Origin of the sequence: Paenibacillus sp. JJ-223, assembly GCF_927798175.1 — a bacterium.
Classification (GTDB): Bacteria; Bacillota; Bacilli; order Paenibacillales; family Paenibacillaceae; genus Paenibacillus; species Paenibacillus hubeiensis.
This window is the reverse complement of record NZ_CAKMMP010000008.1, coordinates 192,867-217,366: the sequence shown is the minus strand read 5'-3', so window position 1 is coordinate 217,366 and position 24,500 is coordinate 192,867. Positions and strand designations below refer to the sequence as shown.

The window sequence follows — 24,500 nt, the reverse complement described above, 5'->3', positions numbered from 1 at the left end:
TAGCCATAATGAGAAAAGGGAGGTTCGCCCTCATTTGAAATATTTCGATTACGCGGCAACCACCCCGCCTTATGAAGAAGTGGTGCAAACGATCGCAGAGATCATGGGAGCCCATTACGGGAATCCTTCCTCCATCCATGGTTTTGGTGAAAAGGCCCATCAGCTGCTTCGCCGGGCAAGAACGGTCTGTGCCGATGCCTTGGGCGTCAAAGCAGACGAGATCGTGCTTACCTCCGGAGCCACGGAAAGCAACAATCTTGCGATTAAAGGCTCGGCGCTGCACTATGCTTCGCGCGGCAAACATATCATTGCCACGGCAACGGAGCACGCGTCGGTATATGAAAGCTTTTTGCAATTACAGGATTGGGGCTGGGAGGTCAGCTGGATCCCGGTGGATTCGGCAGGAAAAGTAAATCCTCGGCACATTCTGGACGCGCTCCGACCGGATACGGTGCTGGTCAGCTTGATGCATGTCAACAACGAAACGGGAACCATTCAGCCCGTGGCCGAAGTGGGCAGGCTGCTCAAAAAGCAGGCGCCGCGCGTATTGTTCCATGTGGACGGGGTTCAGGGTTTTGGAAAAATCGAAGCCGTCCCTGCGACATGGGGAGTCGATCTATACAGTCTGTCCGCCCACAAAATCCGCGGCCCCAAAGGGGCGGGCCTTTTGTATGTCCGCAGCGGCGTGGAACTGACTCCGCTTCTGTCCGGAGGCTCGCAGGAACGGGGATTACGGGCGGGGACTGAAAATGTGGCGCTGTTTGTCGGCATGGCCAAAGCGATGCGCCTTGCGTCCGAACGTCAGGCTGATTTTGCCAAACGAACGACCGTGCTGAGGGATCGGATCATGGAGACGATCGAAAGCATTCCGGAATTTGTGCTGAACAGTGGCAAGGATGGAGCACCTCATATCGTTCATTTTTCATACCCGGGCATGAAAGCGGAAGTTGCTCTGCACACTTTGGAGCAGCTCGGAGTAACCGTGTCTACGCAATCGGCTTGTTCCTCGCGTTCAGCCGAACCGAGCAGAGTGCTGCTGGCCATGGGCCGAGATCATGCGACGGCTGCCGGAGGATTGCGTATCAGTTTGGGAGACGAACATACAGAAGAAGACGTGGCCGTGCTTGCACAGGCCCTGAAACAGATGGTGGCGCAGCTGCGTCCATTGGAAAGGCGGATGTAATAACCGATGAAATACGATATGCTGCTTCTCCGTTTCGGAGAATTCATGCTGAAAGGGAAGAACCGTTCCCGTTTCGAAAATACGATTATCAATCAGGTGCGCTCGCTGCTTAAGCCCTACCCGGCTGCACAGCTCCGCAAAGAATTCGGCAGATTGTACGTGGATCTGGGGGGCGAGCCTCACACCGAGCTGATTGATGCGCTCAAGAAGGTGTTCGGCGTAGTGTCGATCAGTCCGGTCATTGTGACCTCTTCCGAAAAGGATGAAATTGTGACGGCCGCCGTTGCCTTCATGCATGAACGCTCAGAAGTGTTTAAAGAAGGCACAACGTTTAAAGTGACCTCCCGACGCGCCTGGAAAGCTTTTCCCCATTCTTCGCATGAGATGAATCACATCGTGGGTTCGCCCGTCCTGCGGGAATTCCCGCAGCTCCGTGTCGACGTGCGCAATCCTGATATCGAGCTTCGCGTGGAGATCCGGGATCAGGGGACCTATATCTTCAACGAAGTGATCCCGGCAGTGGGAGGGTTTCCGCTTGGTTCGAACGGCAAGGGAATGCTGCTGTTATCCGGCGGCATTGACAGTCCGGTCGCTGCCTGGTCCTCTATGAGACGTGGGCTGGAGGTGGAGTGCGTTCACTTCTATAGTTACCCGTTTACAAGCGAGCGGGCCAAAGAAAAAGTCATTGAACTGGCAGCCGCCCTGGCAGGACATGCGGGAAGCATTAAGCTGCATCTGGTGCCTTTCACCAAAATTCAGACCTCATTTACCCAGGTCGGACAGGACAAGTTGATCATTACGTTGATGCGTCGCTCCATGCTGCGCATCGCCACTAAACTGGCAGAGCGCGAAGGAGCGCTTGCGCTGATTACGGGAGACAGCTTGGGACAAGTAGCCAGCCAAACGCTGCCAAGCATGAACGTCATCGGGCGGGCCACCGATTTGCCCCTGCTCAGGCCGCTGGTCATGATGGACAAGGAGGAAATTATCGGTTTATCCAAAAAAATCGGAACGTACGATATTTCCATTTTGCCTTATGAAGATTGCTGCACGTTGTTTGTGCCCAAATCGCCGACGACGAATCCGAATTTGCGAATTGTGGAGCGAATCGAAGAGTCGTTGACGGAGCTTCCGGAATGGGTGGATGAGGCTGTGGCCCAGACGGAAACGTTAGTGCTGCGTGCCGGCGAACCGCTTCCATTCGGTTCTGCGGACACGTCGTCCGATATCAAGGAAGAGTGGTTCTGACCGTTAGGGTAGAACTGCCCGACGCATCGACATAACGAACGTTATGTTATCCGAGTCGAATGATGTAAAATAAAGCAGCACGAAAAAAAGGACTGATCGACATGATGTCGACCAGTCCTTTTTGCGTCCATTCTACAAATGCTGCCAACGTTCTTTGCAAATGTGTTTTGATGTCAGGAATAGGAATGCTGTCTTTCATCCTCCCGTTTGGGTCCTTTTGACCGTTTGCGGTATCCTGCGAAGACAATGGCTGCGATCACAATGATGATGAACAGCACCCTGAGTACGGCGTGCTCCGCAAAGAACGCTTCAAGCCGGCGTTCCTCCGTGATCATGCTGGAAGCCGTATAACCAAGCACGATGGCTCCGAGATAGATGATCCAAGGGAATCGGTTGATCAGCTTGATGAACAGCGTACTGCCCCAAACGACAATGGGCACGCTGATCAGCAAACCCATAATGACGAGCACCAGATGCTGCTGGGCGGCACCGGCTACCGCAATCACGTTGTCCAGACCCATGGCGGCATCGGCGATGATAATGGTTCGGACGGCAGTCCATAAGGAGCTTCCGGCTTTGATGTCGGCATGCTCCTCGCCTTGGTCTGCCAGCAATTTATAAGCGATCCAGATGAGCATCAGTCCGCCGATCAGCAGCAGCCAAGGAATTTGCAGCAGCCATAATACAACAATCGTTGCCAAAATACGTATCAGAAGGGCTCCGCCCGTTCCGTAAAGAATCGCCTTTTTTTGCACGGAAGGGTGCAAATTTCGAGCAGCGAGCCCAATGACGATGGCATTATCGCCCGCCAGAATCAGATCGATAAACACAACATTCAACAATGCAAGCCAAAATGCGGGACTAAACAGCTCCATCATCGTCACTCCTTCGATTAATCCATCCCTAAGCTTAAGCTTGTTCAATCGATAAGAATAGCATGGACAACTTTAACATACAAGTTAAGTGGGGGGATGAGAGACGTGGATACATTGTGGATGCTGATGGAAATATTGATGATCAATCTGGTATTAAGCGGAGATAATGCGGTAGTCATAGCCATGGCCAGCAAAGACCTTCCATTGAATCAGCGTAAACAGGCAGTATGGTGGGGCGCGTTCGGCGCTGTCATTCTACGCTGTGCATTGACTTTTGTGGCGGTCATGCTGTTAGGCATTCCTTTCATTCAAGCAGCAGGAGGGCTGCTGCTGTTGTGGATCTCGGTGAAGCTGCTCCTGCAAAATGAAGATGAAGTGGAAGTCAAGGGGGCCTCGACGACATGGAAGGCCATTCAAACGATTCTGGTTGCCGATTTTGTCATGAGCCTGGACAATGTGCTCGCCATCGCGGCGATCTCGGACGGTGATCTGGCGCTTACGGTTATCGGGATCGCGATCAGCATTCCGATCGTAATCTGGGGCAGCGGCCTGATTGTGGGGTTGTTGAAACGATATCCGATATTGGTATTTGCGGGTTCAGGCATTCTGGCCTATACCGCCGGAGAAATGGTGATGAGCGATCCGAAGCTGGGACAGTGGTTACACGGATTGACTGCAGAAGCACATACGCTGCTGCCGGTCGCCATGGCTTGCCTTGTTATTGCGATTGGAGGAGCTCACCGCTTTGTACGGAAAAATGTATAGTTCCTCATGTCATTCTGCCGTAGAGCAGAATAAAATATATGCTGCCCTGTGTCCTCGGTATATCGTAGGAAAGCCAAGCCGCCCAACACGGGCGGCTTTCTAAATGTATAAAAATCGATTGTAAAAGGGATCCTGATCCATATGGATAAAATTTGAAAAGGATGAGGAATGAACACAAAAGAGGCCACCATTAGCGACATGCGGTATAGTTTTTTGCGCAAACATGAGCTACACTTATAGTAAGCTGCGTGCTTTGGTCACGTATGGAACATCGGTTGCTCTACATTTCTACATGCATCAAACGGGACAAGAGGTGATATTGGTTGAAAAAGCGAAACGAAAAAGCGATCGGTATATTCATTGTTGCTGCAGGTCTCATTATTTTATTAGGGCAGTTGGGGGTTTTTGGATTCATTGGCCGGCATTTCTGGCCGCTGCTCATTTTGTTGCCGGGAATCGCGCTGCATGCCATGTATTACATGCGCCTAGCCCCAGCTTGGTCACTCGTTCCGGCAGGGACCCTGACGGTGTATGGCCTATTGTTTGGAGTTACAAATACGTGGGGTGCGGGGTTGATGGGAAGACTGTGGCCCGTCCTGCTGCTCGGCATTGCGATCGGATTGCTGGAGTATGCGATGGTTGATCGCCGCAGACCGCCGGAAGTGCTCACGGCTGCTTTTATCCTGGGCGGTATATCCATCATATTGCTGGCATTCACTTTGCTGCATTCCGGAATCATCTATGTGCTTGCCATGCTTCTCATCCTTGGTGGAATATGGTTGCTGCTCGGTCGCGGGAACGGAAGGCAGCGAAAAGGCTGGTAGCCATTCACAGGGATGGCGAAGGCGAAATATCTTGATTTTTACTTATGATCAACTATAATAAAAGGGTTAGGACACGCGTCGGGACATCACCGACGCTTATTTTGTGAGTAACCTGCGAACCTGTGGGAAGTTTAGTAGATAAGATAAAGAATTGAATTTGGAAAGGATATGGATACAAACCATGCATTCAAGAGAACACATTCGCAATATTGCGATTATTGCCCACGTCGACCACGGGAAAACGACGCTTGTCGACAAATTGCTGCAACAGTCCGGTATTTTCCGTGACCATGAAACGTTACAGGAGCGCGCCATGGACTCCAACGACTTGGAGCGCGAACGCGGTATTACGATTTTGGCCAAAAACACAGCCATTACTTATAAAGACTATCTCATCAACATCGTGGACACGCCTGGACACGCCGACTTTGGCGGCGAGGTAGAGCGGATCATGAAAATGGTCGATGGCGTACTGCTCGTTGTAGATGCTTACGAAGGCTGCATGCCGCAAACGAAATTCGTTTTGCGCAAAGCGCTGGAGCACAACTTGACGCCGATCGTCATCGTGAACAAAATCGACCGTCCTGCCGCACGTCCGGCGGAAGTCATCGATGAAGTGCTTGACCTGTTCATCGAGCTGGGCGCGAACGACGATCAACTGGAGTTCCCGGTTGTTTATGCTTCGGCATTGAACGGTACATCCAGCATGGAAGATGACCCTGCCAAGCAAGATGACAATATGATGGCGATTTACGATACGATCGTAAGCCACATTCCTTACCCAACGGAGAACGTGGAAGAGCCACTGCAATTCCTCGTTACACTGATGGATTATAACGAATACCTGGGCCGTATCGCGATCGGCCGCGTGAACCGCGGAGTGATCAAGCAAGGCCAAGCGGTTACCGTCATTATGCGTGACGGCAAGAGCAAATCTGCGCGAATCGAGAAACTGTTCGGTTTCCAAGGCCTCAAACGTGTTGAGATCGAAGAAGCCGGAGCAGGGGATATCGTTGCGATCGCAGGGATCAAGGACATCAATATCGGTGAAACGATCGCAGATCCAAACCAACCTGAAGCGCTGCCGGTTCTGAAAATCGATGAGCCGACCCTGCAAATGACGTTCCTCGTGAACAACAGTCCTTTTGCCGGCCGCGAAGGTAAATGGGTGACTTCCCGTAAACTGCGTGAACGTCTGCTCAAAGAATTGGAAACCGACGTGTCCCTTCGCGTTGAAGATACCGACAGTCCGGATGCATTTGTCGTTTCCGGACGCGGTGAGCTTCACCTGGGGATTCTGATCGAAAACATGCGCCGCGAAGGATATGAGCTTCAAGTATCCAAACCGGAAGTTATCGTCAAAGAAATCGACGGCAAAAAAATGGAGCCGGTTGAACGCCTGTTGATCGACATTCCGGAAGACAGCATGGGTGCCGTTATGGAAAGCCTGGGCTCGCGCAAAGCGGAAATGGTGAACATGGTCAACACGGGCAACGGTCAAGTTCGCCTCGAATTCTTGATTCCTGCACGCGGCCTGATCGGATACCGTACCAACTTCCTGACGCTGACTCGCGGTTATGGCGTAATGAACCATGCGTTCGACAGCTATGCTCCACTGATCGGCGGTCAAGTGGGCGGCCGTCACCAAGGCGTATTGATCTCGACGGAGAATGGTACAACGACGTTCTACGGCATGATCGGCGTCGAAGATCGCGGAACGCTCTTCCTGGAGCCGGGAACCGAGGTTTACGAAGGCATGATCGTCGGTGAGCACACGCGTGACAACGACATCGTGGTTAACATTTGCAAAGAAAAACAATTGACCAACGTCCGTTCCGCAACCAAAGACGATACCGTTAAAATGAAGACGCCAATGATCTTCTCCCTGGAGCAGGCACTTGAATATTTGAACGATGACGAGTATTGTGAAATTACGCCGAAATCTGTTCGTCTGCGCAAAAAGATCTTGAATAAGAGCGAGCGCGAGCGTGCCGAGAAACAACGCAAAATGGCACAAAATAACGCTTAAGCCTGACCAAAATAAAATAATAAGTTAATGTTTGATGGTGGGTTCAAAAAGAAGGTGCTTCTTCCTGCAAAAGTAGTGAAGGGGGCGGGATCGATTCTGTAGAAGCAAAGCGTCCGCCTTTATCACCGGATTTTCTCCTTATGTATGTTGATCAAAAAAATCCGGTGATAACGAAGGTCGGAAGAACGACCCGCAACCGGAACGGCCACTTGGCAGGCAGATGCACCGGGTTTTGACTCATCAGCAATGTGTTTAACTTATATCACCCAAGCATGATTTGCGAAAGGAGCTGGCTATGCATGCAAGCATGGTTCGCGTCACACCCGATCGTAGCCTACATCGTCATCTTTGTGCTGATTACTTACGTGTATAACAAGGTGTTTCGGGTTCGTCAGAAATTACCGCTCGTTAAGGAAATCTTTCTGTATATTTTGATGGCGATGGGCACATTCATGCTTCTTGTTTTTCAGATCGACAAGCTGCCGATCATCCAGTGCCTGCTTGTGGCCGTAGGATTGATGCTGCTTGTGCGGATCAGGTATTTTATCGAAGGCCGACAAAAGAAAAAAGCGGAATCCACCGCACGTAATTCATGACATATGCCCGTATATACTTCCGTTTTCCTTCGGGGAAACGGTTGTCTTTTTAAAGGCAAAAAACAGATGTGATAAAGGTGTTGAGGATATGAACTCGAATTCGAACGGGCTTCCTCCGCGAAGGAAGGCAGCCGGAACAACAAGCCCTTCCGGATCGAATAACGGAAAGAAAAAGCCGCCCAAGAAGAAACGGAAACGTACCTTTGCCAAAGTTGTATTGAGCTTGCTCTTCATCTGCATCATTGCAGGAGGAGGGTACTTGTATTGGATCTATAATCAAGTTGCCCACACCGGAATTGACAAACCTGTGCCTTCCGGCATGGAAGCTCAAAGCAAACCGTTGACGATGCTTCTGCTGGGTACCGATAATCGCCCGGAGACCGGAACCTATCTGTCAGACGTGGTGATGGTTGCAGCGATGAATCCGGCTACCAAAACGGCCACCATTGTTTCCCTGCCTCGCGATACACGCATCGTCCTGGATGGATATAAAAGCAACAAACTGAATGCTTATTATCCAAGATTCAAGGCACAGGAAAAAACAAGCGGCAAAAAGGCCGAGGACCAGATGAAGGACATGATGAGCAAATATCTGGATGTCGATATCAATTACGCAACAGTCTTGAATTTCCAGGCATTTCGGGATGGCGTGGATGCGGTTGGCGGCGTGGATGTCACGGTGGACAAAAACATGTGTTACCGCGATACGGCAGATGGAACGGATATTAATCTCGTGGCAGGCCCGCAACATTTGGATGGCAAAAAGGCTCTGGATTTTGTACGTTACCGGAAATCGAATTGCAGCCCGAAAACGGCGGAATCGAATGATTTTGACCGCAATCAACGTCAAAACCAGGTGCTGAATTCCATGCTTGACCAGCTGAAATCGTTAGGTGGCATAACGAAGATTAGCAAAGTGATCGGTGCGATCGATAACAACATGACCACCGACGTGGAATCCGACCAGATGAAAAATCTGATTGCAACCTACTGGAATATTTCCAAAGAAGACGTGCATTACACGCCGGTGACCGGCGAATGGAAAAGCCCTTATGTTTATATCAATGAGACGGAGCTGGCCAATGCCAAACAAGCCTTGAAAGATACCCTTGAAGGCAAGGTGACCGCCGCTTCGAAATCGGAATAGACTGCACGGTAGGGATTGGAAGCTTGATCTATCATATGTTATAATATCTTTAATCATCAAGCTCCAAAGCACTTGCAACATGCACATCTGCATCATTTGAAGTGGCCTAACGTGATTCTATTAGCACGGGCTCTATAGGAATAAATCTACAATGAAATGAACAAAGCATGGCATGATGAGGTTGGGGAGGCTGGTTCGATGTCTGAAGCTGTCACACAATTGACTGAATCCCTTTTGCAGCAATTCAAAAGCGAGACGTTTGTGCTGCTGGCTACCGTTGATGCGGAATCCGGCGGACCCACGTCAAGCGTAATCTCCTGGATTTATGCGGAGAATGCTTCTACGCTTCGTATTGCCCTTGACCATCGTTCCCGTCTGGTGAACAATATCATCCGCAACCCGGCGATTACCGTTACCGTTTTTGGAGAAAGCACGATATACGCCATCAACGGTCGTGCCTCGGTGAGACAAGATCCGCTGCAAGAGGTTCCGTTCAACATGTGCTGTTTCGACATTTCCATCGAAGCGGTACGTAATGCTCTTTTTTATGGAGCCGAATTGGCCTCCGTACCTCAATATGTCAAAATATATGATCAAAGAGCTGCAGAGAAACTCGATCAGCAGGTCTTTGCTGCCATGAAAAAAGCCTAGTGAGAGATCACTGGGCTTTTTGTTGCTTTCTGTCAGAAGAATGCAGTTGCTGCATATGTCGTTCCGTATTGACGTTTTCATTCGGATTTTGGCGTACTTTGACGTCTTTGGGCAATTGGGGTATGATTCGGCCGACGATGTCCGAAAGCTCTGATGCAAAACCGGATACCGGATTGCCTTTGCGGATATGCTCTCCGATTTCTTTGATTCGTTCGGAGACGTCCGCATCTGCGGTTACGATGGAATCGACGCCCTCCGGATCTTTGCGCAATGCTTCGGCCACGGAATATTTAATCGTACCGACCCGTGCCCGATCAAGCTTGCCATCCACATCGATGCCGACAATGGCCGTATTGCCGAAAATGACGCAATTGGCATCACGTACGCCTTCGACCTTCTTGGCCAACGTTTTCAGATGAGTGATGCGTTGTTCATGGGGCATTTTGCCCGTTTGGTTTACGTTTTCGGCCTCACGAACGGTTTGGCCTGACCTTTCATTGGCACGGTGCGTGTTTGCGGATTCCATCCGACGATTTTCAGTATTCAGACTGTGGGTTCCTCCCTGGAGATCTTGCCGAGTTGCTGCATGTTCACGGGTATTCGTGTTTTTCTCCTGCGAAGCACTGCGTGTGGTTGTGCTGCAACCTGTAAGTATAAAGATCAGAAGCAGCGCGCAAATCCAACCTTTCATGAATGTTCATCCTTTCCTGTAGTTTTTCAGAATGGTTGACAATTATTTTGTCCTACACGAATACATTTATGTATGGGAGGATGATTGTCCATGCCGCTGCTGAAAGATCAACCGATCTACGCCTTTAACGACGCCGCTTTGGAGGGGATTGAATGAAAAAGATTTTTGTATTGGATACCAACGTGCTTTTGCATGACCCCAATGCCATATTTGCCTTTGAGGAACATGAGGTCATCATTCCCGCGGTTGTGCTTGAGGAGATTGACTCCAAAAAAAGAAATGCTGACGAAATTGGCCGTAATGCCAGAAACGTGTCCAGGTTGCTGGATGGTTTGCGCGAGTTAGGACACTTGCATAGCGGGGTGCCGCTTGGCAGCGGAGGCAGTCTCAAAGTGGAACTGAATCATCGCAGCTTCGTTAAGGTACAGGAAATGTTCGGCGAGATATCCAACGATAATCGGATTTTGGCGGTTGCGCTGAATTATCAGCTCGAAGAAAACGAAAAGGAGAATGCAGAGACTCAGGTGGTCCTGGTCAGCAAAGACGTGCTTGTTCGCATCAAGGCCGATGTACTCGGACTGGTCACTCAGGATTACTTGTCGGATCGGACAGCGGGGCCGAGCGAGCTTTATTCGGGTTATACAACGCTTAAAGTCCATCCGTCGGTAATCGATGAGTTTTACACATATCGTTTCTTGCCGATTAAGCCGCTGCAGTTGCCTTATATGCTATATCCCAACGAGTTTGTGATTCTCAAGGACGAGATGGGAACCAACAAATCGGCGTTGCTTAAAGTGAACGGAGAAGGAACCCGGCTTGAACCGCTGTATTTGAGCAATGATAATGTGTGGGGAATTGTGGCGCGAAATGCACAACAGCGCATGGCCCTGGAATTGCTTTTGAACGACGATATTCCTCTGGTAACCATTACCGGCAAGGCGGGAACAGGGAAGACGCTGCTCGCTTTGGCAGCCGGATTGCTCAAGGTGGAGGATGACCATAAATACAAAAAGCTGTTGATTGCTCGTCCCGTTGTTCCCATGGGCAAGGATATCGGTTATTTGCCGGGAGAAAAGGAAGAGAAGCTGCGTCCATGGATGCAGCCGATCTATGATAATTTGGAATTTCTGTTCGATACCAAAAAAGCCGGCGATATCGACAAAATATTGATGGGGCTTGGCAGCATTCAAGTTGAGGCGTTAACGTATATTCGCGGGCGGTCCATTCCCGGACAGTTCATCATTGTGGATGAAGCACAGAACTTGTCGAGGCATGAAGTGAAAACGATCGTATCACGCGTCGGCGAAGGCAGCAAAATCATATTGATGGGGGATCCGGAACAGATTGACCACCCCTATCTTGATTCGGCAAGCAATGGACTGACGTATGTAGTAGAACGGTTCAAACAGGAGGGAATCAGCGGGCACATCATGCTTGAAAAAGGAGAGCGCTCCAAGCTGGCCCAACTCGCTGCTGATCTGCTGTAATCGGATGACATGGAACTATTTCCCGGAAAATGATTGGTCCAAACCGGCTTCTAGAGCCGGTTTTTTGCTGAAAAAAGATCGAATGGATATTGGACAGAACGCGTTATGCTCAAAGTATGGCAAAAAGCCGGAAGGCTGTTTTTTAGCATCAATAGGACAATAGCATCATTTTTTTGTTACAATGAATGTTGCAGGAAAAACTAGGCATTGAGGGGGAGAATATTTAATGAAGCGGAGACATCAAGTGGTTTTGTTCGCCGTACTGCTGCTGTCGCTGACTATTTTGTCCCCGAGCTTTGATTTTCGAGGTACGCCATTGAATCCGGAAAAGAAACAGGAGGAAGATTCTTTTCCAGGGTCCTCATCCAGAAACGAGGAGCAGCAAGCACCGGTAGAAATCGTTGTTTCCATGTCTTCAGAGGATTTCAAGCCATTTCAAGAAATCGCCAAGCAGGTTGCGGAATTGCAGCATGTAGAGATTCAGCTCCGAAATGTAGAACCAGATACATATAAACAGGTTTTAAATCAAGAGTTTGCGCTGGGAGAAGGCGGAGACGTCATTTTGATGGACAATGCAGAGGTGCAGCATTATGCCAAACGGGGGAATTTATATCCTCTAAATGGCACGTCTTTGGCCAAATCGGCGGGAGACACCGTTCTGCGCTTTAGGAAGAGTGCCGAGTGGAATGGCTATCAATGGGCAATGCCTTTTGATTTTGATGCATATGTTGTGGTATCCAGACCGTTCCTTATCAACAAAGCAGGACTGGATTCCCCCTTGCTTACCGCGGAGCAATGGAATGCATTTGTAAAAGGAAGGGGGGCATCGAGCCAGGAAAAGCTGCTCGGATTGGATGCAAGCGATCCATTTGCGATCAGTGCGTGGCTGAATCAGATCCATCCAAAGCTTGTTCCGACTCGGATGAATCCTGCCAACTGGGCCGAACCCAACAAAGAAGAACGGGAAGCGCTGCAATTATTAAACACGATGCCAAAATATGTTGCAGCTTTCGATGGAAACGAAACTTCAGCAACTGCAGCGAATCCGGATCAGCTTCCGATGGTTGTCACATCATTGGCACAGTGGAAGAAAGGGAGCGAAGCGTCCAAGAAGGGGGGCGGAATCCTGGGAAGCCAGGATTCCAAGGCGTCCGTCACGCTGGCCGGACTTGCCATGGTTCATTCCAGAAGCTTCGTAATTACAGCCGGTTCATCCGTTTCCGAACATGCCAGCAAATGGATTGAAGGCATGACATCCGTTATCATTCAAGCCGAATGGTCCAGCCGTACAGGCCGAATGCCTGCCAGGCAGGAGCAATTGGATGCAGAAATGGAAATGCTCGAAAACCAATTTAAGTTAACGAACGGAGAAACATGGGGCAAGGGAGAAAGCATGCACGAAATCGGCGAATCCCAGCTGCACGATTACAGTACGAGTATGGAACAGCTGTTCCGGGGAAAACTAAAGGCCGAACAGTACGTGAAACGTATTTTGGAAATTCACGCGAACGGGTCAGAATGAGATGGCGAGCTTCACTTCAAGAACACCTTTGCTGGTCGATACCTCCGTGGCTTTGACGAAGGATAGAATCTTCTGGGGATAGAAACCAAGATCGAATTCACGTTCCAACATGCGGCGGGTTGTATCGGGCAGTTCGAACTGGTTAAATACCAGTTTGTTCACATGAAATCGGATGGAATTTTGTGGCTCGTTTTCAACCGTGTAATGACCCTCGATGCTTAACTGCAGTTCGTCACGCTGTCCCGCGGCCGTAATCTTGTTCTCGTCAAACTGAAAAGCAAAGTTTTCAAAAATCGGATCTTGTTCGCGCAAAAATGCATTAAGTTCATCCTGCCCGATTCGAATCGTGTACGTCGTTCCTGTTGTGGAGATCCCCCCATTTTGCTCCTGGATGAACTGCGGCAGATTTTGCATGGCCGCTGCGAGCGCCTTGAAGTAACGTTTGACTTCATAAATGCCGATGTTTTCCCAGTAATTCGTCAATTCCTCCATCAGCTTCTGAATGGCCGCAGCATTATCGCTTTTGGCCAACTCGCCATCCACCTCGTTTTGAAGCGCGGCAACGCGTTTCCGCTGGTTCTGCAAACCGGCTTTTAAAACGTTTAATTCGTCGGTGGTTTCGGAAATCCGCAGGGAGGTTTGCAGCATGCTGTCATACCTTTCCTGGTACTTGTCAAGAACCGCCCGATCCCTGCCAATAATGATCTGATAATAATCATATAATACGAATAAATCCTTAAGCGATCTGGCACCCAAGACGGCCATAAGCAGGCTATCGCGTTCCCCCATATAATAGGACCTGACCACTTCCCCGGCCCGATCCTGTTGAATATGTATCTCGTTTTCCTGTTCCCGAAGCTGAACCTGCAGTAGTTGTTGCTCCTGGCCGAGCTGCTGCTGCCGTTCCTCGATCCGTTCAATCTCATGGTCAATCTCGACGATCGAAAGGCTTTTTTGCAGCAGGGCGCGAGTTTCCTCAGGGGAGTAATCTTCTCCATAAACATAGGTCGATGTAAGTTGTATGCATAACAAGGCACAGACCAGGGCAGCAATGGCGGATCGACCCTTCACCAGTTCATTCTCCTCTCTGTGTGAATAGTTTCATCGTACAAGCTTCAAGTCCTGAGAACAATATATGAAACCGAAAGCGGAATTATCCTCAATAAAAGCTGGCTGCTTCGTAGCGATGGTATGGAAATATTCCAAACGTACGTCAACAAACGGCAAAAAAGCAATCCGGCAGCAGCCGGATTGCTTGCATGATGGCGGATTAAAGCGGCAGTCCCATCTGGAATACGGTCCAATAGCTGAAACCGGTGAACGTTACGATCATATATCCCCAGAAGAGCAAGATGTATGTTCTCTCGGTAAATTTCAAATATCCCAAAATGACGAAAAACGCAGTCTGCAGGAAAAACAGCAAAGCCATTTCAACGAGATCTCCAGCAAAGGCCATGAGGCCAATGGTCAGCGTGAAGAAGCCGAGTACCCGAAACATGCGTGCCACGGTTAGTCCTCCTCTCTATGTACGTTCATAGATATACTTCCTCAACATTATACCGTTAAAGGAAAATCGTGTAAACCTAAACGGGGGTAAAAGGGGATTCTTTTCCGTCGGTGACAAGTTATATTTCACCCTGTTTTCATATGTTACGTATGGAGGCTAATAAATGTGGAAATACATTTTAGTATGAAATCAATTCTATGAACTCTATGAGAGGCATATGAATGAGTAAAGCAGCTTTTATGTCTGAATTCACACGACGGGCATCGGCTGGTGAATGGTTATTATGGATGTTGTTAGGAGGGTATATAGCATGACTGCAGTTAGACAGGATGCGTGGAGTACAGAAGATGATTTGATCTTGGCGGAGGTGACATTGCGGCATATTCGCGAAGGCAGTACCCAGCTTGCAGCTTTTGAGGAAGTGGGCGAAAAAATCGGCAGGACTTCTGCCGCTTGCGGATTTCGCTGGAACAGCTGTGTGCGCAAGAAATACGAGTCTGCCATCAGCAATGCCAAGGCGCAGCGCCAGAAACGGAGCTATCTCCGGAAACAGCCTGCCGTGCATGGCCCGCAAGTGGCCGCATTAGCGCCGATGGATACGGAAGAGAATGCGTATCAGACGGATGGAGTATCCGAAGAATCCCTATCGATGGATGCAGTCATTCGTTACTTGAGGCAATGGAAAGGGACAGTCCAGGAAACCAGCCGCCAGTTGAAGATGTTGGAGAAGGAACTGCGCGAAAAAGAAGACGAGTTAATGGAGCTTCGATTGGAGAACGACAGGCTGTCCAAAGAAGTCAGTGAAGTACAGACCGATTATCGTGTGGTGAACGACGATTACAAAGCATTGATCCAGATCATGGATCGTGCGCGCAGGCTTGCTTTTTTGTCCGAAGAAGAAGAAGAAATCAAGACTCGCTTCAAAATGGATGCCAATGGAAATTTGGAGCGGATTGAGTAGTTCGTGAATGATTCTGGACTACTCATTTGAACCAGCCCGTCACATCTCCGTTACAAACGGCGGATCAGACGGGTTTTTTGTTTCGTATTTTTGTTCTATTATAGATAGAAGAAAGGCATGATGAACGAAAAAAGAGGTGTCGCATGATTATTGATATTATCGGGGCTGGGGCACTAGGCCTGCTGTTTGGAACCAAGCTCCAAGCCGTACGGCACCAAGTCCGGTTTTGGACAAGAACGGAAGAGCAGTCGAAGCAGCTGCGCGCTCAAGGAATTCGGGCCCTCGAATCTGGCGGCGCCGTGCACGTGCTTTCACCGGAAAACGTCCAAGCACAGCCGATTTCCGGGCTTCTTGATGAATGGAATCGTGCTCCGGGCGATTGGCTGTTTCTAATGGTCAAGCAGACGGGAATGGATGAAGCGATTCAAAGCATGGACGGTCTACAAACCAAGCCGGTGAACGCAGTTTGTTTTCAGAACGGATTGGGACATATCGAAAAACTGGAAAAGGCGTTTCCTTCTTGGCGAATATTCAGCGCAGTCACGACCGAAGGGGCAAAACGCGATGGCGGGGATGTGCATCGTGCAGGGCATGGCCAAACTTGGATTGGCGAAAGCAAGGATGCCCGTGGAAATCAGTCGGCGAATGTCGGCCGAAGTTCGGCGGCGGATGTAGCCCTGATGCTGTGCCAGGCAGGATTTGACGGGATTGCGTCGAATCAAATCGAGAGGATGGTTCACAGAAAATGGATGATCAATGCGGTCATCAATCCGCTAACGGCATTGTGGAGAATACCGAACGGTGAACTGCTGTCGCGTGAGGAACGCATTGCTGTCATGCGCCAGCTGTATGATGAGGGAATGAACATTCTTGCTGCAGCAGGAATCGAAACGGACCCGGACTGGTGGGAACAGATCCTTTCCGTATGTCGATCGACGGCTTCCAATACCTCTTCGATGCTGGCAGATGTTCAATCCGGGCGCCGCACTGAAATTGAATCGATCAACGGCCAGTTCGTCATGCTTGCCCAGCGTTGCGGTTTGCCGGCTCCGATGCATGAAACGATGTATCGCCTGATTGAAGGCATGTAAACGGAAGGAGTGAGTTGATGGGAATTTTCATCGGATTGAGCGTGCTGCCCTTTTTCCCGTTTATCATTACGTATTTGGCCATGGTTGCATGGAAGAAGAACAAGCGGGCTGCTTTCAAAGTCGCAATGGACGTAACGACTCTATTTTTGATTTTTTCGGTCTCGGCATTATTCAATTTGACATTTGATACGCAATTTGGATTTTATTTGACCCTTCTCCTCATACTAATCGCGCTGGGACTGATCGGAGGAGCCCAAAATAGGCTTAAGGGCAGGGTCGACGGGGTTCGAATGTTCCGGGTCGTTTGGCGCATGGCTTTCGTCGTGATGAGTTTCTCTTATATTCTATTTACTGTATTTGGGCTTTTTAGATATTTTATCAATATCATGTGAGCATACATAACACAAAAACTTCGAAAACGGTGTCGAATTTGTCGAAAAGTGAAAAAAAACATTACTTTCTGAAAAAGTAATGTAGATTTTTTTGACCGGTGGTTGTATAATCTATAAACATAAACCACATCAATTTAGGGGGAAAGTGTTAGATGAAAAGGAAAAGTCTATTAGTCCTTTTGACGCTGATTTTGGCGTTCGGTACCGTACTTGCAGCGTGCGGATCGAAAAATGAAGGCACAAGCAGCAACAACAACACAGAAACTGGTTCTGCAGGCGAAGAAGCCGGTCTTGCAAAAGACCAAGTGCTCAAAATTAACCTGACAGCTGAACCTCCTACGTTGGACCCGGCACAAGCAAAAGACAGCCAAACCAACACGGTTCTGAAATTCTTGTATGAAGGCCTCGTTCGCATTGACGCTGACGGCAAAGAAGCTGCAGGCGTTGCTAAAGACTGGAAGGTTTCTGAAGACGGCCTGAAATATGTGTTTAACTTGGACCCTGAAGCGAAATGGAGCAACGGCGATCCAATCACTGCGGAAGACTTCGTTCGTTCTTGGGAACGCGCTTTGAAACCGGAAACAGCATCTCCTTACGCTTATCAGCTTTACTACATTAAAGGCGCTGAAGGTTTCAACCGCAGCACTGACGAAACGTTCAAAGGCGAAAAAATCACTGATTTCTCCCAAGTTGGTGTGAAAGCTACCGATGAGCATACACTGGAAGTAACTTTGGAAAACCCAACGCCTTACTTCTTGGGTTTGACAGCATTCTATACGTACTACCCAGTACACAAGTCTGCTGATACAAACGACAAGTTCTTTACGGATTACAAAAACATGATCGTTAACGGTCCGTTCACAATGGATTCTTTCCTTAAAGGTCAAAAAATCGTTGTGAAGAAAAACGAATCTTACCATGCTGCAAGCGACATCAAACTGTCTGAAATCAACATGTCCCTGACTAGCAGCAGCGCTTCCGAACTGCAAGCTTACAAATCCGGTCAATTGGATTACACGGGTGCACCTAACGGTGAAGTTCCTACGGATCAAATCCCGTCTGTAAAAGCTGAACTGCCGGACGAGTTCAAAGCTACAGGTATTGCAAGTACGTATTACTATTTGTTTAACGTAAATGAAGCACCTTTCAACAACAAAAAAATCCGTCAAGCTTTCGCGATGTCGATCAACCGTCAACTGATCGTTGACAAAGTAACGCAAGGCGGACAAATTCCGGCATTCGGTTTCGTTCCTCCAGGTATCCGCGGTGAAAACGGCGAATTCCGTGACGAACACAAAGACGACTACTTCAAAGAAGACGTAGAACAAGCTAAAAAATTGCTTGAAGAAGGTATGAAAGAAGAAGGCTACACAACTTTGCCGCAAGTTACTTTGATCTACAACACAAGTGACGGTCATGCGAAAATTGCTCTGGCGATCGCTGATATGTGGAAACAAAACCTTGGCGTTGACGTGAAAACGGAAAACCAAGAGTGGGGCGTATTCCTTGAGAACCGCCAAAACCAAAACTTCCAAATCGCTCGTGCGGGATGGTCTGCGGACTATAACGATCCGTACAACTTCTTGGAAATGTGGACAACTGGCAACACAAACAATGATCCTAAATACAGCAACGAACAGTTCGATAAAGACGTTAAAGCAACTGTGAAAGAAACTGATCCTGCTAAGCGTATGGCTGCATTTGCTGACGCTGAAAAAGTCCTGGTTCAGGATGACATGGCGGTTCTGCCAATCTACTATTACACTAACGTATCTTTGACTAAGCCTTACCTGAAAGGCGTACAACTTGATTTTAGTGGAGCGATCGACTTCACTCGCGCATATTTGGAAGCGAAGTAAAGTTGTTCTGAAGTCTATATGAATGCTTCGGGATATATATGTGGTTTTCCATATATATCCCGATTTTTTTGTATGTGAGCCGATTTTCCTTATAATTCTTGAAATTTCCGATAACTGGATTGGACAAGACGCATTGTCTAATTCTACAATCGATTTGTATACAAAATATTGTTTTTGGAGGTGTGCAAGGGTTGGTTAAGTATGTTTTGAAAAAACTGCTATTCGTGCTGCTATCGCTTTTCATACTGGCATCGGCAACATTCTTCTTGATGAAAGCCATTCCGGGAGACCCTTTTACCTCCGAGAAAAAGGTGTCTCCTGAAATCCGGGCATTGCTCGAACAGAAATACGGATTGGACAAATCCCTGTTTGAGCAGTATTTGAAGTACATGGGCGGGATCGTGCAGGGTGATTTCGGCGTTTCCATGAAATACCTGAATCAGGACGTTTCCGATATGATCGTTCAAACGTTTTCGGCTTCGTTGCGTCTCGGCATCTTTGCGATCATCATTTCGATCGTCGTGGGGGTACTGCTAGGTTTGTTGGCGGCAGTCTACCACCGCAAGCTGATCGACGATATTACGATGGTACTTGCCGTCATCGGGATCGCCGTGCCGAGCTTTTTGCTGGCGTCGCTGATCCAGTACGTGTTTGCCTACAAGTTGGGATGGTTCAACGTCATGGGCTTCGATGGCCCGCTTGACTACGTTCTCCCGGTAGCCGCGCTTTCGGCATCCCCGATCGCGTTCATTGCCCGTTTGACTCGTTCTAGCATGTTGGAAGTATTGCATGCGGATTATATCAAAACAGCGAAAGCCAAAGGTTTGAAATGGCCTGCTATCATGTTCAGACACGTTGTGCGTAACGGCATTTTGCCGGTCGTAACTTATGTGGGTCCAATGACTGCAAACATCATCACCGGTTCGGTCGTTATCGAGCAAATCTTTAACATCGGCGGTATTGGTAAAGTGTTTGTCGAAAGTATTACAAACCGTGACTATACGATGATTATGGGGATCACGATCTTTTACGGCGTTCTGTTGATGCTCGCTCGTTTCTTGACAGATATCGCCTATGTACTGGTTGATCCTAGAATTAAGCTGGAAAGCAAGAAGGGGGCATAACGTTGTCTGGCTCAAATAATAAAAATGCACAAACGGCGAATGCTGCCCCGGCGGTAAAATCGCAGGAAAGCGTATCGCTGTGGAAAGACGCGATGTACAGGCTGGCAAGCAACAAAGTTGCGATGATCAGCTTGGGCGTTCTCATCCTTGTTGTTCTTTTTTCGATCATTGGTCCAACTTCGATCTTTACAAGCTACAACTATTACTCCAATGATTTGTTGAACGCCAATATGGCGCCAAGCGCAGAGCATTGGTTCGGCACGGACGAACTCGGCCGTGATATTTGGGTAAGAACTTGGGTCGGTGCACGGGTATCCCTGACGGTCGGCCTGGCGGCTGCCTTGATTGACCTTGTGATCGGGGTCATTTATGGTGCGATCATGGGTTTTTACGGCGGACGCGTAGACGGAATCATGAACAAGTTCTCCGAAATTTTGTACTCTCTTCCTTATATGTTGGTTGTTATCCTGCTGCTGGTCGTTCTGGAGCCAAGCTTGACAACCATTATTATCGCCTTGACGATTACGGGCTGGATCAGCATGTCCTGGATCGTTCGCGGGGAGATCATGCAGCTGAAAAACAGAGATTTTATTCTCGCTGCACGCTCGATGGGTGCAAGCACGGGACGCCAGTTGTTCCGTCATTTGCTGCCTAATGCGGTTGGCCCGATTATCGTTACATTGACATTGTCTATCCCGAATGCGATCTTTGCGGAAGCTTTCCTGAGCTTCCTTGGTCTGGGTGTATCCGCTCCGAGATCTTCCCTGGGATCGATGATCAATGACGCTCTTACAGGCTGGACGCTGTATCCTTGGCGGATGTGGTTCCCTGCCGGTCTGATGGTATTGACGATGCTTGCTTTCAACTTGCTCGGCGACGGACTCCGGGATGCGCTGGATCCGAAATTACGTAAATAGAAATAGGAGGTGGGATTATGGAGACGATTTTAACAGTCAAAGATCTGAGCGTTTCGTTTAAAACGCGCTCGGGGGTATTTGATGCCGTAAAAAATGTTAGTTTCGAATTAGGCAAAGGAGAAACGCTGGGAATCGTTGGTGAGTCCGGTAGTGGTAAAAGCGTTACCGCTCAGACCATCATGAAGCTGATCCCCTCCCCGCCTTCCATCGTTAAAAATGGAGAGATCGTTTTTCAAGGTCAGAGCCTTTTGAATAAAACGGATAAAGAAATGGAAGCGATTCGCGGTAAAGATATCGGTATGATTTTCCAAGATCCGATGACATCGCTCAACCCAACGATCAAAGTCGGTAAACAAATTACCGAGGTGCTTCGCAAGCATCAGAACATGTCCAAAAAGGAAGCGGAAGCCCGCGCCCTGGAAATGCTCAAGCTTGTCGGCATCAAAAACCCGGAAATCCGGATGGGGCACTATCCGCACCAATTTTCAGGTGGTATGCGTCAGCGTGTAATGATCGCCATTGCCTTGGCTTGCCGCCCATCCTTGCTGATCGCGGACGAACCAACTACAGCGCTTGACGTAACGATCCAGGCTCAAATTCTGGATGTTATGAAAGACATGCAGCAAAAGCTCGGCACTTCCATCATGCTGATTACGCATGACCTTGGCGTCGTAGCAGGTATGTGTGACCGTGTCGTGGTCATGAAAGAAGGCGAGGTTGTCGAAACAGGTACAACCGATGAAATTTTCAGCAATCCTCAGCATCCATACACGATTAAATTGCTGAACGCTCTGCCGCGTTTGGATGAGCCTAAAAAGGAAAAACCGACTCCGGTAGGCATTGTTAAAGGGGCAAATAAACCTCTCGTGCAGGTTAAAAACCTCAAACAATACTTCAATCTGGGCAAAGGCAACATCCTGAAAGCCGTTAATGATGTGAGCTTTGACATTTTCGAAGGGGAAACGCTGGGCGTTGTAGGCGAGTCGGGTTGCGGTAAGTCGACAACCGGCCGTACGATTCTGCGTTTGTACGAACCATCGGGCGGAAACGTAAACTTCAACGGAACGGATATTTATAAGCTGTCTCCTCGGAAGATGAAAGAAATGCGCAAAGACATGCAAATGATCTTCCAAGATCCATATGCATCGTTGAACCCGCGTTTCAATGTCATGGATATTATCGGTGAATCTTTGGATATCCACGGTTTGGCTTCCAGCCGAGCAGAACGGAAAAAACGGGTAGAGGAGCTGCTTGACCTGGTCGGGTTGAATCCAAGCCATGCGCTGCGTTACCCGCACGAATTCTCGGGTGGTCAAAGACAACGGATCGGGATTGCACGCGCCTTGGCCGTTGACCCTAAATTCATTATCTGTGACGAGCCGTTGTCGGCGTTGGACGTTTCGATTCAGGCTCAGGTCGTCAAATTGCTGGAAGAACTTCAGCAGCGTCTTGGCCTGACTTACCTGTTCATTGCGCATGATCTTTCCATGGTTAAACATATCAGTGACCGCGTTGCGGTAATGTACATGGGGAAAGTGGTGGAACTAGCAGAAAGCGAAGAGCTTTACTCCAATCCGGTGCACCCTTACACCAAAACGCTGCTGTCGGCGATTCCGGTTCCGGATCCCGAGGTGGAACGCAGCAAACGCCGCATTTTGCTGCCGGACGAACAATCCGGACCGATTCAGAATGCTTCGGGCGGTCCTGTAAACGATCCTTACAATCTGCAAAATGCCCAATTGATCGAAGTATCCAAAGGGCACTGGGTAGCAGAACCGTACGTATAATATGTCATCAAGCCAGATGCCATTATCGATTTAATCAAACCGCCGAGCGATCGGCGGTTTTTTGTTTTCAATTGTTATCATAGTTAAAGCTGGAATTTAAGGAAACAAGGCATACTTTCTTTTGACGTAGAGGCCTACTTTTGAGTACAATCAAGAAAGGCTCTTTGAAGCAGAATAGGAGGCAGACCTCATGAAAGGAATACCCGAGGCGCTCCGCAGCGGATCACGGCTGGCTGAAGATTATATTTGTTCGCGTGATGCTGTGAGAGCCCTTTATGAATATGACGTTCACTTTGATTCCAATCTCTCGGCGCGTGCCCAATGGCTGGATGAAACCGAAAACGCGCGAGTGCATCGTCAGAATCTGGTGGAATACTTGAGTATATATAATCGGCGTTTGAACGCTCACCCGGAAGTTCGTCAATCGCTGGAACGATTGAGCCAGCAAGGTGCGTTGGTTGTGACGGGCGGACAGCAGAGCGGTCTTTTTACAGGTCCGTTGTTCGTTATTTACAAGGCTGCCAGTGTGATTGCGGCTGCACGAGAAGCCGAAGCCAAGCTCGGGCGTCCTGTCGTGCCTGTTTTCTGGATTGCGGGTGAAGACCATGACTGGGACGAGGTGAATCACACGTTCTTGCCCGACCGCAATGGGAACATCGTCAAAGTAAAGCTGCACGGGCGATTTAGCGGACGGGATTCGGTGAGCAGCGTTCATGTGGATGCAGACCAATGGAAGAATGCCATCGAGCAGGTGGAACAGCTCTTGCCTGATACAGTACATAAACCGGGACTGGTTAAACTGCTTAGGGACATTCACGAATCCAGCTCCAATCTCAGCGATGCGTTTGCCAGAATGTTGTCCGCCCTGTTCGGAGGAAGCGGGCTTGTTCTTATGGATGCGGCAGAGCAGGGACTGCGGGCGTTGGAACAACCGGTGTTTGCGAACATGATTCGCAAGAACGATGTGCTGCGACACGCTTATTTGCAAGGAGCTTCCCAGGTTGTGGGGGCTGGCTATGACATGCCGGCAGAAGTTGCCGAAGACGGGGCAAATTTGTTCTACATCCATCAGGGTGCACGCCTGTTGTTAACTTACAAGGATGGCTTATTCGGCGATCGGAAGGGACTGGTGTCCTTCACGGAAGACCGGTTGCTTCAGGAGCTCGCCGAACATCCCGAGCGTTTCAGCAACAACGTGCTGACAAGGCCGTTAATGCAAGATTCTGTGCTGCCGGTTCTGGCCGTTATTTTGGGACATGGAGAGATCGCATATTGGGGATTGACCCGTGAAGCCTTCAGACAGTTTGGTTTGCAAATGCCCATTCTGTTGCCGCGTCTTTCTTTTACCATTTTGGAAGACATCCACCACAAACATATGCAGCAATACGGTCTTTCGTTTCAGGATGTTCAGTATCGTCTTGAAGAGCGCAAGCAGCAATGGCTGGACGACCAGGAAACGTTGGCTGTGGAGGAAGAGTTTGCAAAAGCACAACAGGCTATAGAAACCGTGTACCGGCCGCTGCTGGACCGATTGGCGGAAATCCAAGCCGGACTTGGGCGAATCGGCGAAACCAATTTGCGCAAGATTGGAGAACAGGTCCAATATATGCAGCAGCAGACGCATCGGGCCATTGCGGAGAAACATGAGGCGGGGCTGCGTCACTGGAATGGTATCCAGGCTTCCCTTTTCCCAACGAACAAACCGCAGGAGAGGGTCCACAACGTTCTATTTTACTTGAACCTGTATGGAACGGAGTGGATCGAGCGTTTGATTGGAAGCCAGTCCGAATTCACCGGGCAGCACCAGGTCATCCGGTTGTAATCGAAAGCTCGAAAATGTATAG

General features: G+C 49.0%; 22 protein-coding genes. 18 read left to right on the top strand and 4 right to left on the bottom strand.

What is annotated here, in order from left to right; translation table 11 throughout:
* The first annotated feature begins 34 nt into the window (after positions 1–34).
* Both L6H98_RS16175 and thiI read left to right on the top strand, forming a co-directional pair.
* The gene (locus L6H98_RS16175; RefSeq protein WP_236416657.1) at positions 35–1,183 is read left to right on the top strand and encodes a cysteine desulfurase family protein; all 1,149 of its coding nucleotides are present in this window, start codon (positions 35–37) and stop codon (positions 1,181–1,183) included.
* 6 nt (positions 1,184–1,189) lie between these two features.
* A complete protein-coding gene (gene thiI, locus L6H98_RS16170) occupies positions 1,190–2,431 on the top strand; it encodes a tRNA uracil 4-sulfurtransferase ThiI (RefSeq protein WP_236416656.1) in 1,242 nt (413 codons plus the stop codon).
* Between the two features lie 173 nt (positions 2,432–2,604).
* On the opposite strand, the gene L6H98_RS16165 is transcribed toward thiI, so the two are convergent.
* A complete protein-coding gene (locus L6H98_RS16165; RefSeq protein WP_236416744.1) occupies positions 2,605–3,306 on the bottom strand; it encodes a TerC family protein in 702 nt (233 codons plus the stop codon).
* A 105-nt stretch (positions 3,307–3,411) separates the two neighbouring features.
* On the opposite strand from L6H98_RS16165, the gene L6H98_RS16160 reads away from it, so the two are divergent.
* From L6H98_RS16160 to L6H98_RS16135, 6 genes are all read left to right on the top strand, one after another.
* Positions 3,412–4,071, top strand: a complete 660-nt coding sequence (locus L6H98_RS16160) for a TerC family protein (RefSeq protein ID WP_236416654.1) — start codon at positions 3,412–3,414, stop codon at positions 4,069–4,071.
* Between the two features lie 323 nt (positions 4,072–4,394).
* Positions 4,395–4,895: a hypothetical protein gene (locus L6H98_RS16155; protein ID WP_236416653.1), complete on the top strand. Its 501-nt coding sequence runs from the start codon at positions 4,395–4,397 to the stop codon at positions 4,893–4,895.
* A 181-nt stretch (positions 4,896–5,076) separates the two neighbouring features.
* Positions 5,077–6,924, top strand: a complete 1,848-nt coding sequence (typA, locus tag L6H98_RS16150; protein WP_236416652.1) for a translational GTPase TypA — start codon at positions 5,077–5,079, stop codon at positions 6,922–6,924.
* 299 nt (positions 6,925–7,223) lie between these two features.
* Positions 7,224–7,520 (top strand): YlaH-like family protein, encoded by a 297-nt coding sequence (locus L6H98_RS16145; RefSeq protein ID WP_236416651.1) that lies wholly within the window; start codon positions 7,224–7,226, stop codon positions 7,518–7,520.
* An 88-nt stretch (positions 7,521–7,608) separates the two neighbouring features.
* On the top strand, positions 7,609–8,667 hold the full coding sequence (locus L6H98_RS16140; RefSeq protein WP_236416650.1) for an LCP family protein: 1,059 nt from the start codon (positions 7,609–7,611) through the stop codon (positions 8,665–8,667).
* A 198-nt stretch (positions 8,668–8,865) separates the two neighbouring features.
* Positions 8,866–9,318: a pyridoxamine 5'-phosphate oxidase family protein gene (locus L6H98_RS16135; protein WP_236416649.1), complete on the top strand. Its 453-nt coding sequence runs from the start codon at positions 8,866–8,868 to the stop codon at positions 9,316–9,318.
* 7 nt (positions 9,319–9,325) lie between these two features.
* Here L6H98_RS16135 and L6H98_RS16130 read toward each other — a convergent pair whose 3' ends face one another.
* On the bottom strand, positions 9,326–10,009 hold the full coding sequence (locus tag L6H98_RS16130) for a YhcN/YlaJ family sporulation lipoprotein (protein WP_236416648.1): 684 nt from the start codon (positions 10,007–10,009) through the stop codon (positions 9,326–9,328).
* Between the two features lie 152 nt (positions 10,010–10,161).
* On the opposite strand from L6H98_RS16130, the gene L6H98_RS16125 reads away from it, so the two are divergent.
* The gene (locus L6H98_RS16125; RefSeq protein WP_236416647.1) at positions 10,162–11,496 is read left to right on the top strand and encodes a PhoH family protein; all 1,335 of its coding nucleotides are present in this window, start codon (positions 10,162–10,164) and stop codon (positions 11,494–11,496) included.
* Between the two features lie 226 nt (positions 11,497–11,722).
* Positions 11,723–13,018 (top strand): extracellular solute-binding protein, encoded by a 1,296-nt coding sequence (locus L6H98_RS16120; protein ID WP_236416646.1) that lies wholly within the window; start codon positions 11,723–11,725, stop codon positions 13,016–13,018.
* On the opposite strand, the gene L6H98_RS16115 is transcribed toward L6H98_RS16120, so the two are convergent.
* Both L6H98_RS16115 and L6H98_RS16110 read right to left on the bottom strand, forming a co-directional pair.
* Complete coding sequence (locus L6H98_RS16115) at positions 13,010–14,089, bottom strand: hypothetical protein (RefSeq protein ID WP_236416645.1); 1,080 nt, start codon at positions 14,087–14,089, stop codon at positions 13,010–13,012. The two genes, L6H98_RS16120 and L6H98_RS16115, sit on opposite strands and share 9 nt — an antisense overlap.
* Positions 14,090–14,288: 199 nt before the next feature.
* Positions 14,289–14,525, bottom strand: a complete 237-nt coding sequence (locus L6H98_RS16110) for a DUF2626 domain-containing protein (protein WP_095289941.1) — start codon at positions 14,523–14,525, stop codon at positions 14,289–14,291.
* A 310-nt stretch (positions 14,526–14,835) separates the two neighbouring features.
* Between L6H98_RS16110 and L6H98_RS16105 the strand changes: the two genes are divergently transcribed.
* The 8 genes from L6H98_RS16105 (at position 14,836) to bshC (ending at position 24,478) form a co-directional block, all read left to right on the top strand.
* Positions 14,836–15,486 carry an RsfA family transcriptional regulator gene (locus L6H98_RS16105; RefSeq protein ID WP_236416643.1) on the top strand — a complete coding sequence of 217 codons (651 nt, stop codon included), beginning with the start codon at positions 14,836–14,838 and terminating at the stop codon, positions 15,484–15,486.
* Positions 15,487–15,629: 143 nt separating this feature from the next.
* Positions 15,630–16,577 (top strand): 2-dehydropantoate 2-reductase, encoded by a 948-nt coding sequence (locus tag L6H98_RS16100; RefSeq protein WP_236416642.1) that lies wholly within the window; start codon positions 15,630–15,632, stop codon positions 16,575–16,577.
* A 17-nt stretch (positions 16,578–16,594) separates the two neighbouring features.
* On the top strand, positions 16,595–16,969 hold the full coding sequence (locus L6H98_RS16095) for a DUF3397 domain-containing protein (RefSeq protein ID WP_236416641.1): 375 nt from the start codon (positions 16,595–16,597) through the stop codon (positions 16,967–16,969).
* A gap of 152 nt (positions 16,970–17,121) precedes the next feature.
* A complete protein-coding gene (locus tag L6H98_RS16090; protein WP_236416640.1) occupies positions 17,122–18,828 on the top strand; it encodes a peptide ABC transporter substrate-binding protein in 1,707 nt (568 codons plus the stop codon).
* Positions 18,829–19,019: 191 nt separating this feature from the next.
* Positions 19,020–19,952, top strand: a complete 933-nt coding sequence (locus L6H98_RS16085) for an ABC transporter permease (protein ID WP_236416639.1) — start codon at positions 19,020–19,022, stop codon at positions 19,950–19,952.
* A 2-nt stretch (positions 19,953–19,954) separates the two neighbouring features.
* Entirely contained in the window at positions 19,955–20,869 is a 915-nt protein-coding gene (locus L6H98_RS16080; protein WP_236416638.1) for an ABC transporter permease, read from the top strand.
* Between the two features lie 17 nt (positions 20,870–20,886).
* On the top strand, positions 20,887–22,656 hold the full coding sequence (locus L6H98_RS16075) for an ABC transporter ATP-binding protein (protein WP_236416637.1): 1,770 nt from the start codon (positions 20,887–20,889) through the stop codon (positions 22,654–22,656).
* 190 nt (positions 22,657–22,846) lie between these two features.
* Entirely contained in the window at positions 22,847–24,478 is a 1,632-nt protein-coding gene (bshC, locus tag L6H98_RS16070) for a bacillithiol biosynthesis cysteine-adding enzyme BshC (RefSeq protein WP_236416636.1), read from the top strand.
* The last annotated feature ends 22 nt before the right edge of the window (positions 24,479–24,500 follow it).

Bases quoted from the DNA above. Each gene is read 5' to 3' on its own strand.
- L6H98_RS16105 (WP_236416643.1), top strand. From the start codon at position 14,836: ATGACTGCAGTTAGACAGGATGCGTGGAGTACAGAAGATGATTTGATC.
- typA (WP_236416652.1), top strand. From the start codon at position 5,077: ATGCATTCAAGAGAACACATTCGCAATATTGCGATTATTGCCCACGTC.
- bshC (WP_236416636.1), top strand. From the start codon at position 22,847: ATGAAAGGAATACCCGAGGCGCTCCGCAGCGGATCACGGCTGGCTGAA.
- L6H98_RS16075 (WP_236416637.1), top strand. From the start codon at position 20,887: ATGGAGACGATTTTAACAGTCAAAGATCTGAGCGTTTCGTTTAAAACG.
- L6H98_RS16165 (WP_236416744.1), bottom strand. From the start codon at position 3,306: ATGGAGCTGTTTAGTCCCGCATTTTGGCTTGCATTGTTGAATGTTGTG.
- thiI (WP_236416656.1), top strand. From the start codon at position 1,190: ATGAAATACGATATGCTGCTTCTCCGTTTCGGAGAATTCATGCTGAAA.
- L6H98_RS16130 (WP_236416648.1), bottom strand. From the start codon at position 10,009: ATGAAAGGTTGGATTTGCGCGCTGCTTCTGATCTTTATACTTACAGGT.
- L6H98_RS16145 (WP_236416651.1), top strand. From the start codon at position 7,224: ATGCAAGCATGGTTCGCGTCACACCCGATCGTAGCCTACATCGTCATC.
- L6H98_RS16125 (WP_236416647.1), top strand. From the start codon at position 10,162: ATGAAAAAGATTTTTGTATTGGATACCAACGTGCTTTTGCATGACCCC.
- L6H98_RS16100 (WP_236416642.1), top strand. From the start codon at position 15,630: ATGATTATTGATATTATCGGGGCTGGGGCACTAGGCCTGCTGTTTGGA.
- L6H98_RS16135 (WP_236416649.1), top strand. From the start codon at position 8,866: ATGTCTGAAGCTGTCACACAATTGACTGAATCCCTTTTGCAGCAATTC.
- L6H98_RS16140 (WP_236416650.1), top strand. From the start codon at position 7,609: ATGAACTCGAATTCGAACGGGCTTCCTCCGCGAAGGAAGGCAGCCGGA.
- L6H98_RS16095 (WP_236416641.1), top strand. From the start codon at position 16,595: ATGGGAATTTTCATCGGATTGAGCGTGCTGCCCTTTTTCCCGTTTATC.
- L6H98_RS16090 (WP_236416640.1), top strand. From the start codon at position 17,122: ATGAAAAGGAAAAGTCTATTAGTCCTTTTGACGCTGATTTTGGCGTTC.
- L6H98_RS16120 (WP_236416646.1), top strand. From the start codon at position 11,723: ATGAAGCGGAGACATCAAGTGGTTTTGTTCGCCGTACTGCTGCTGTCG.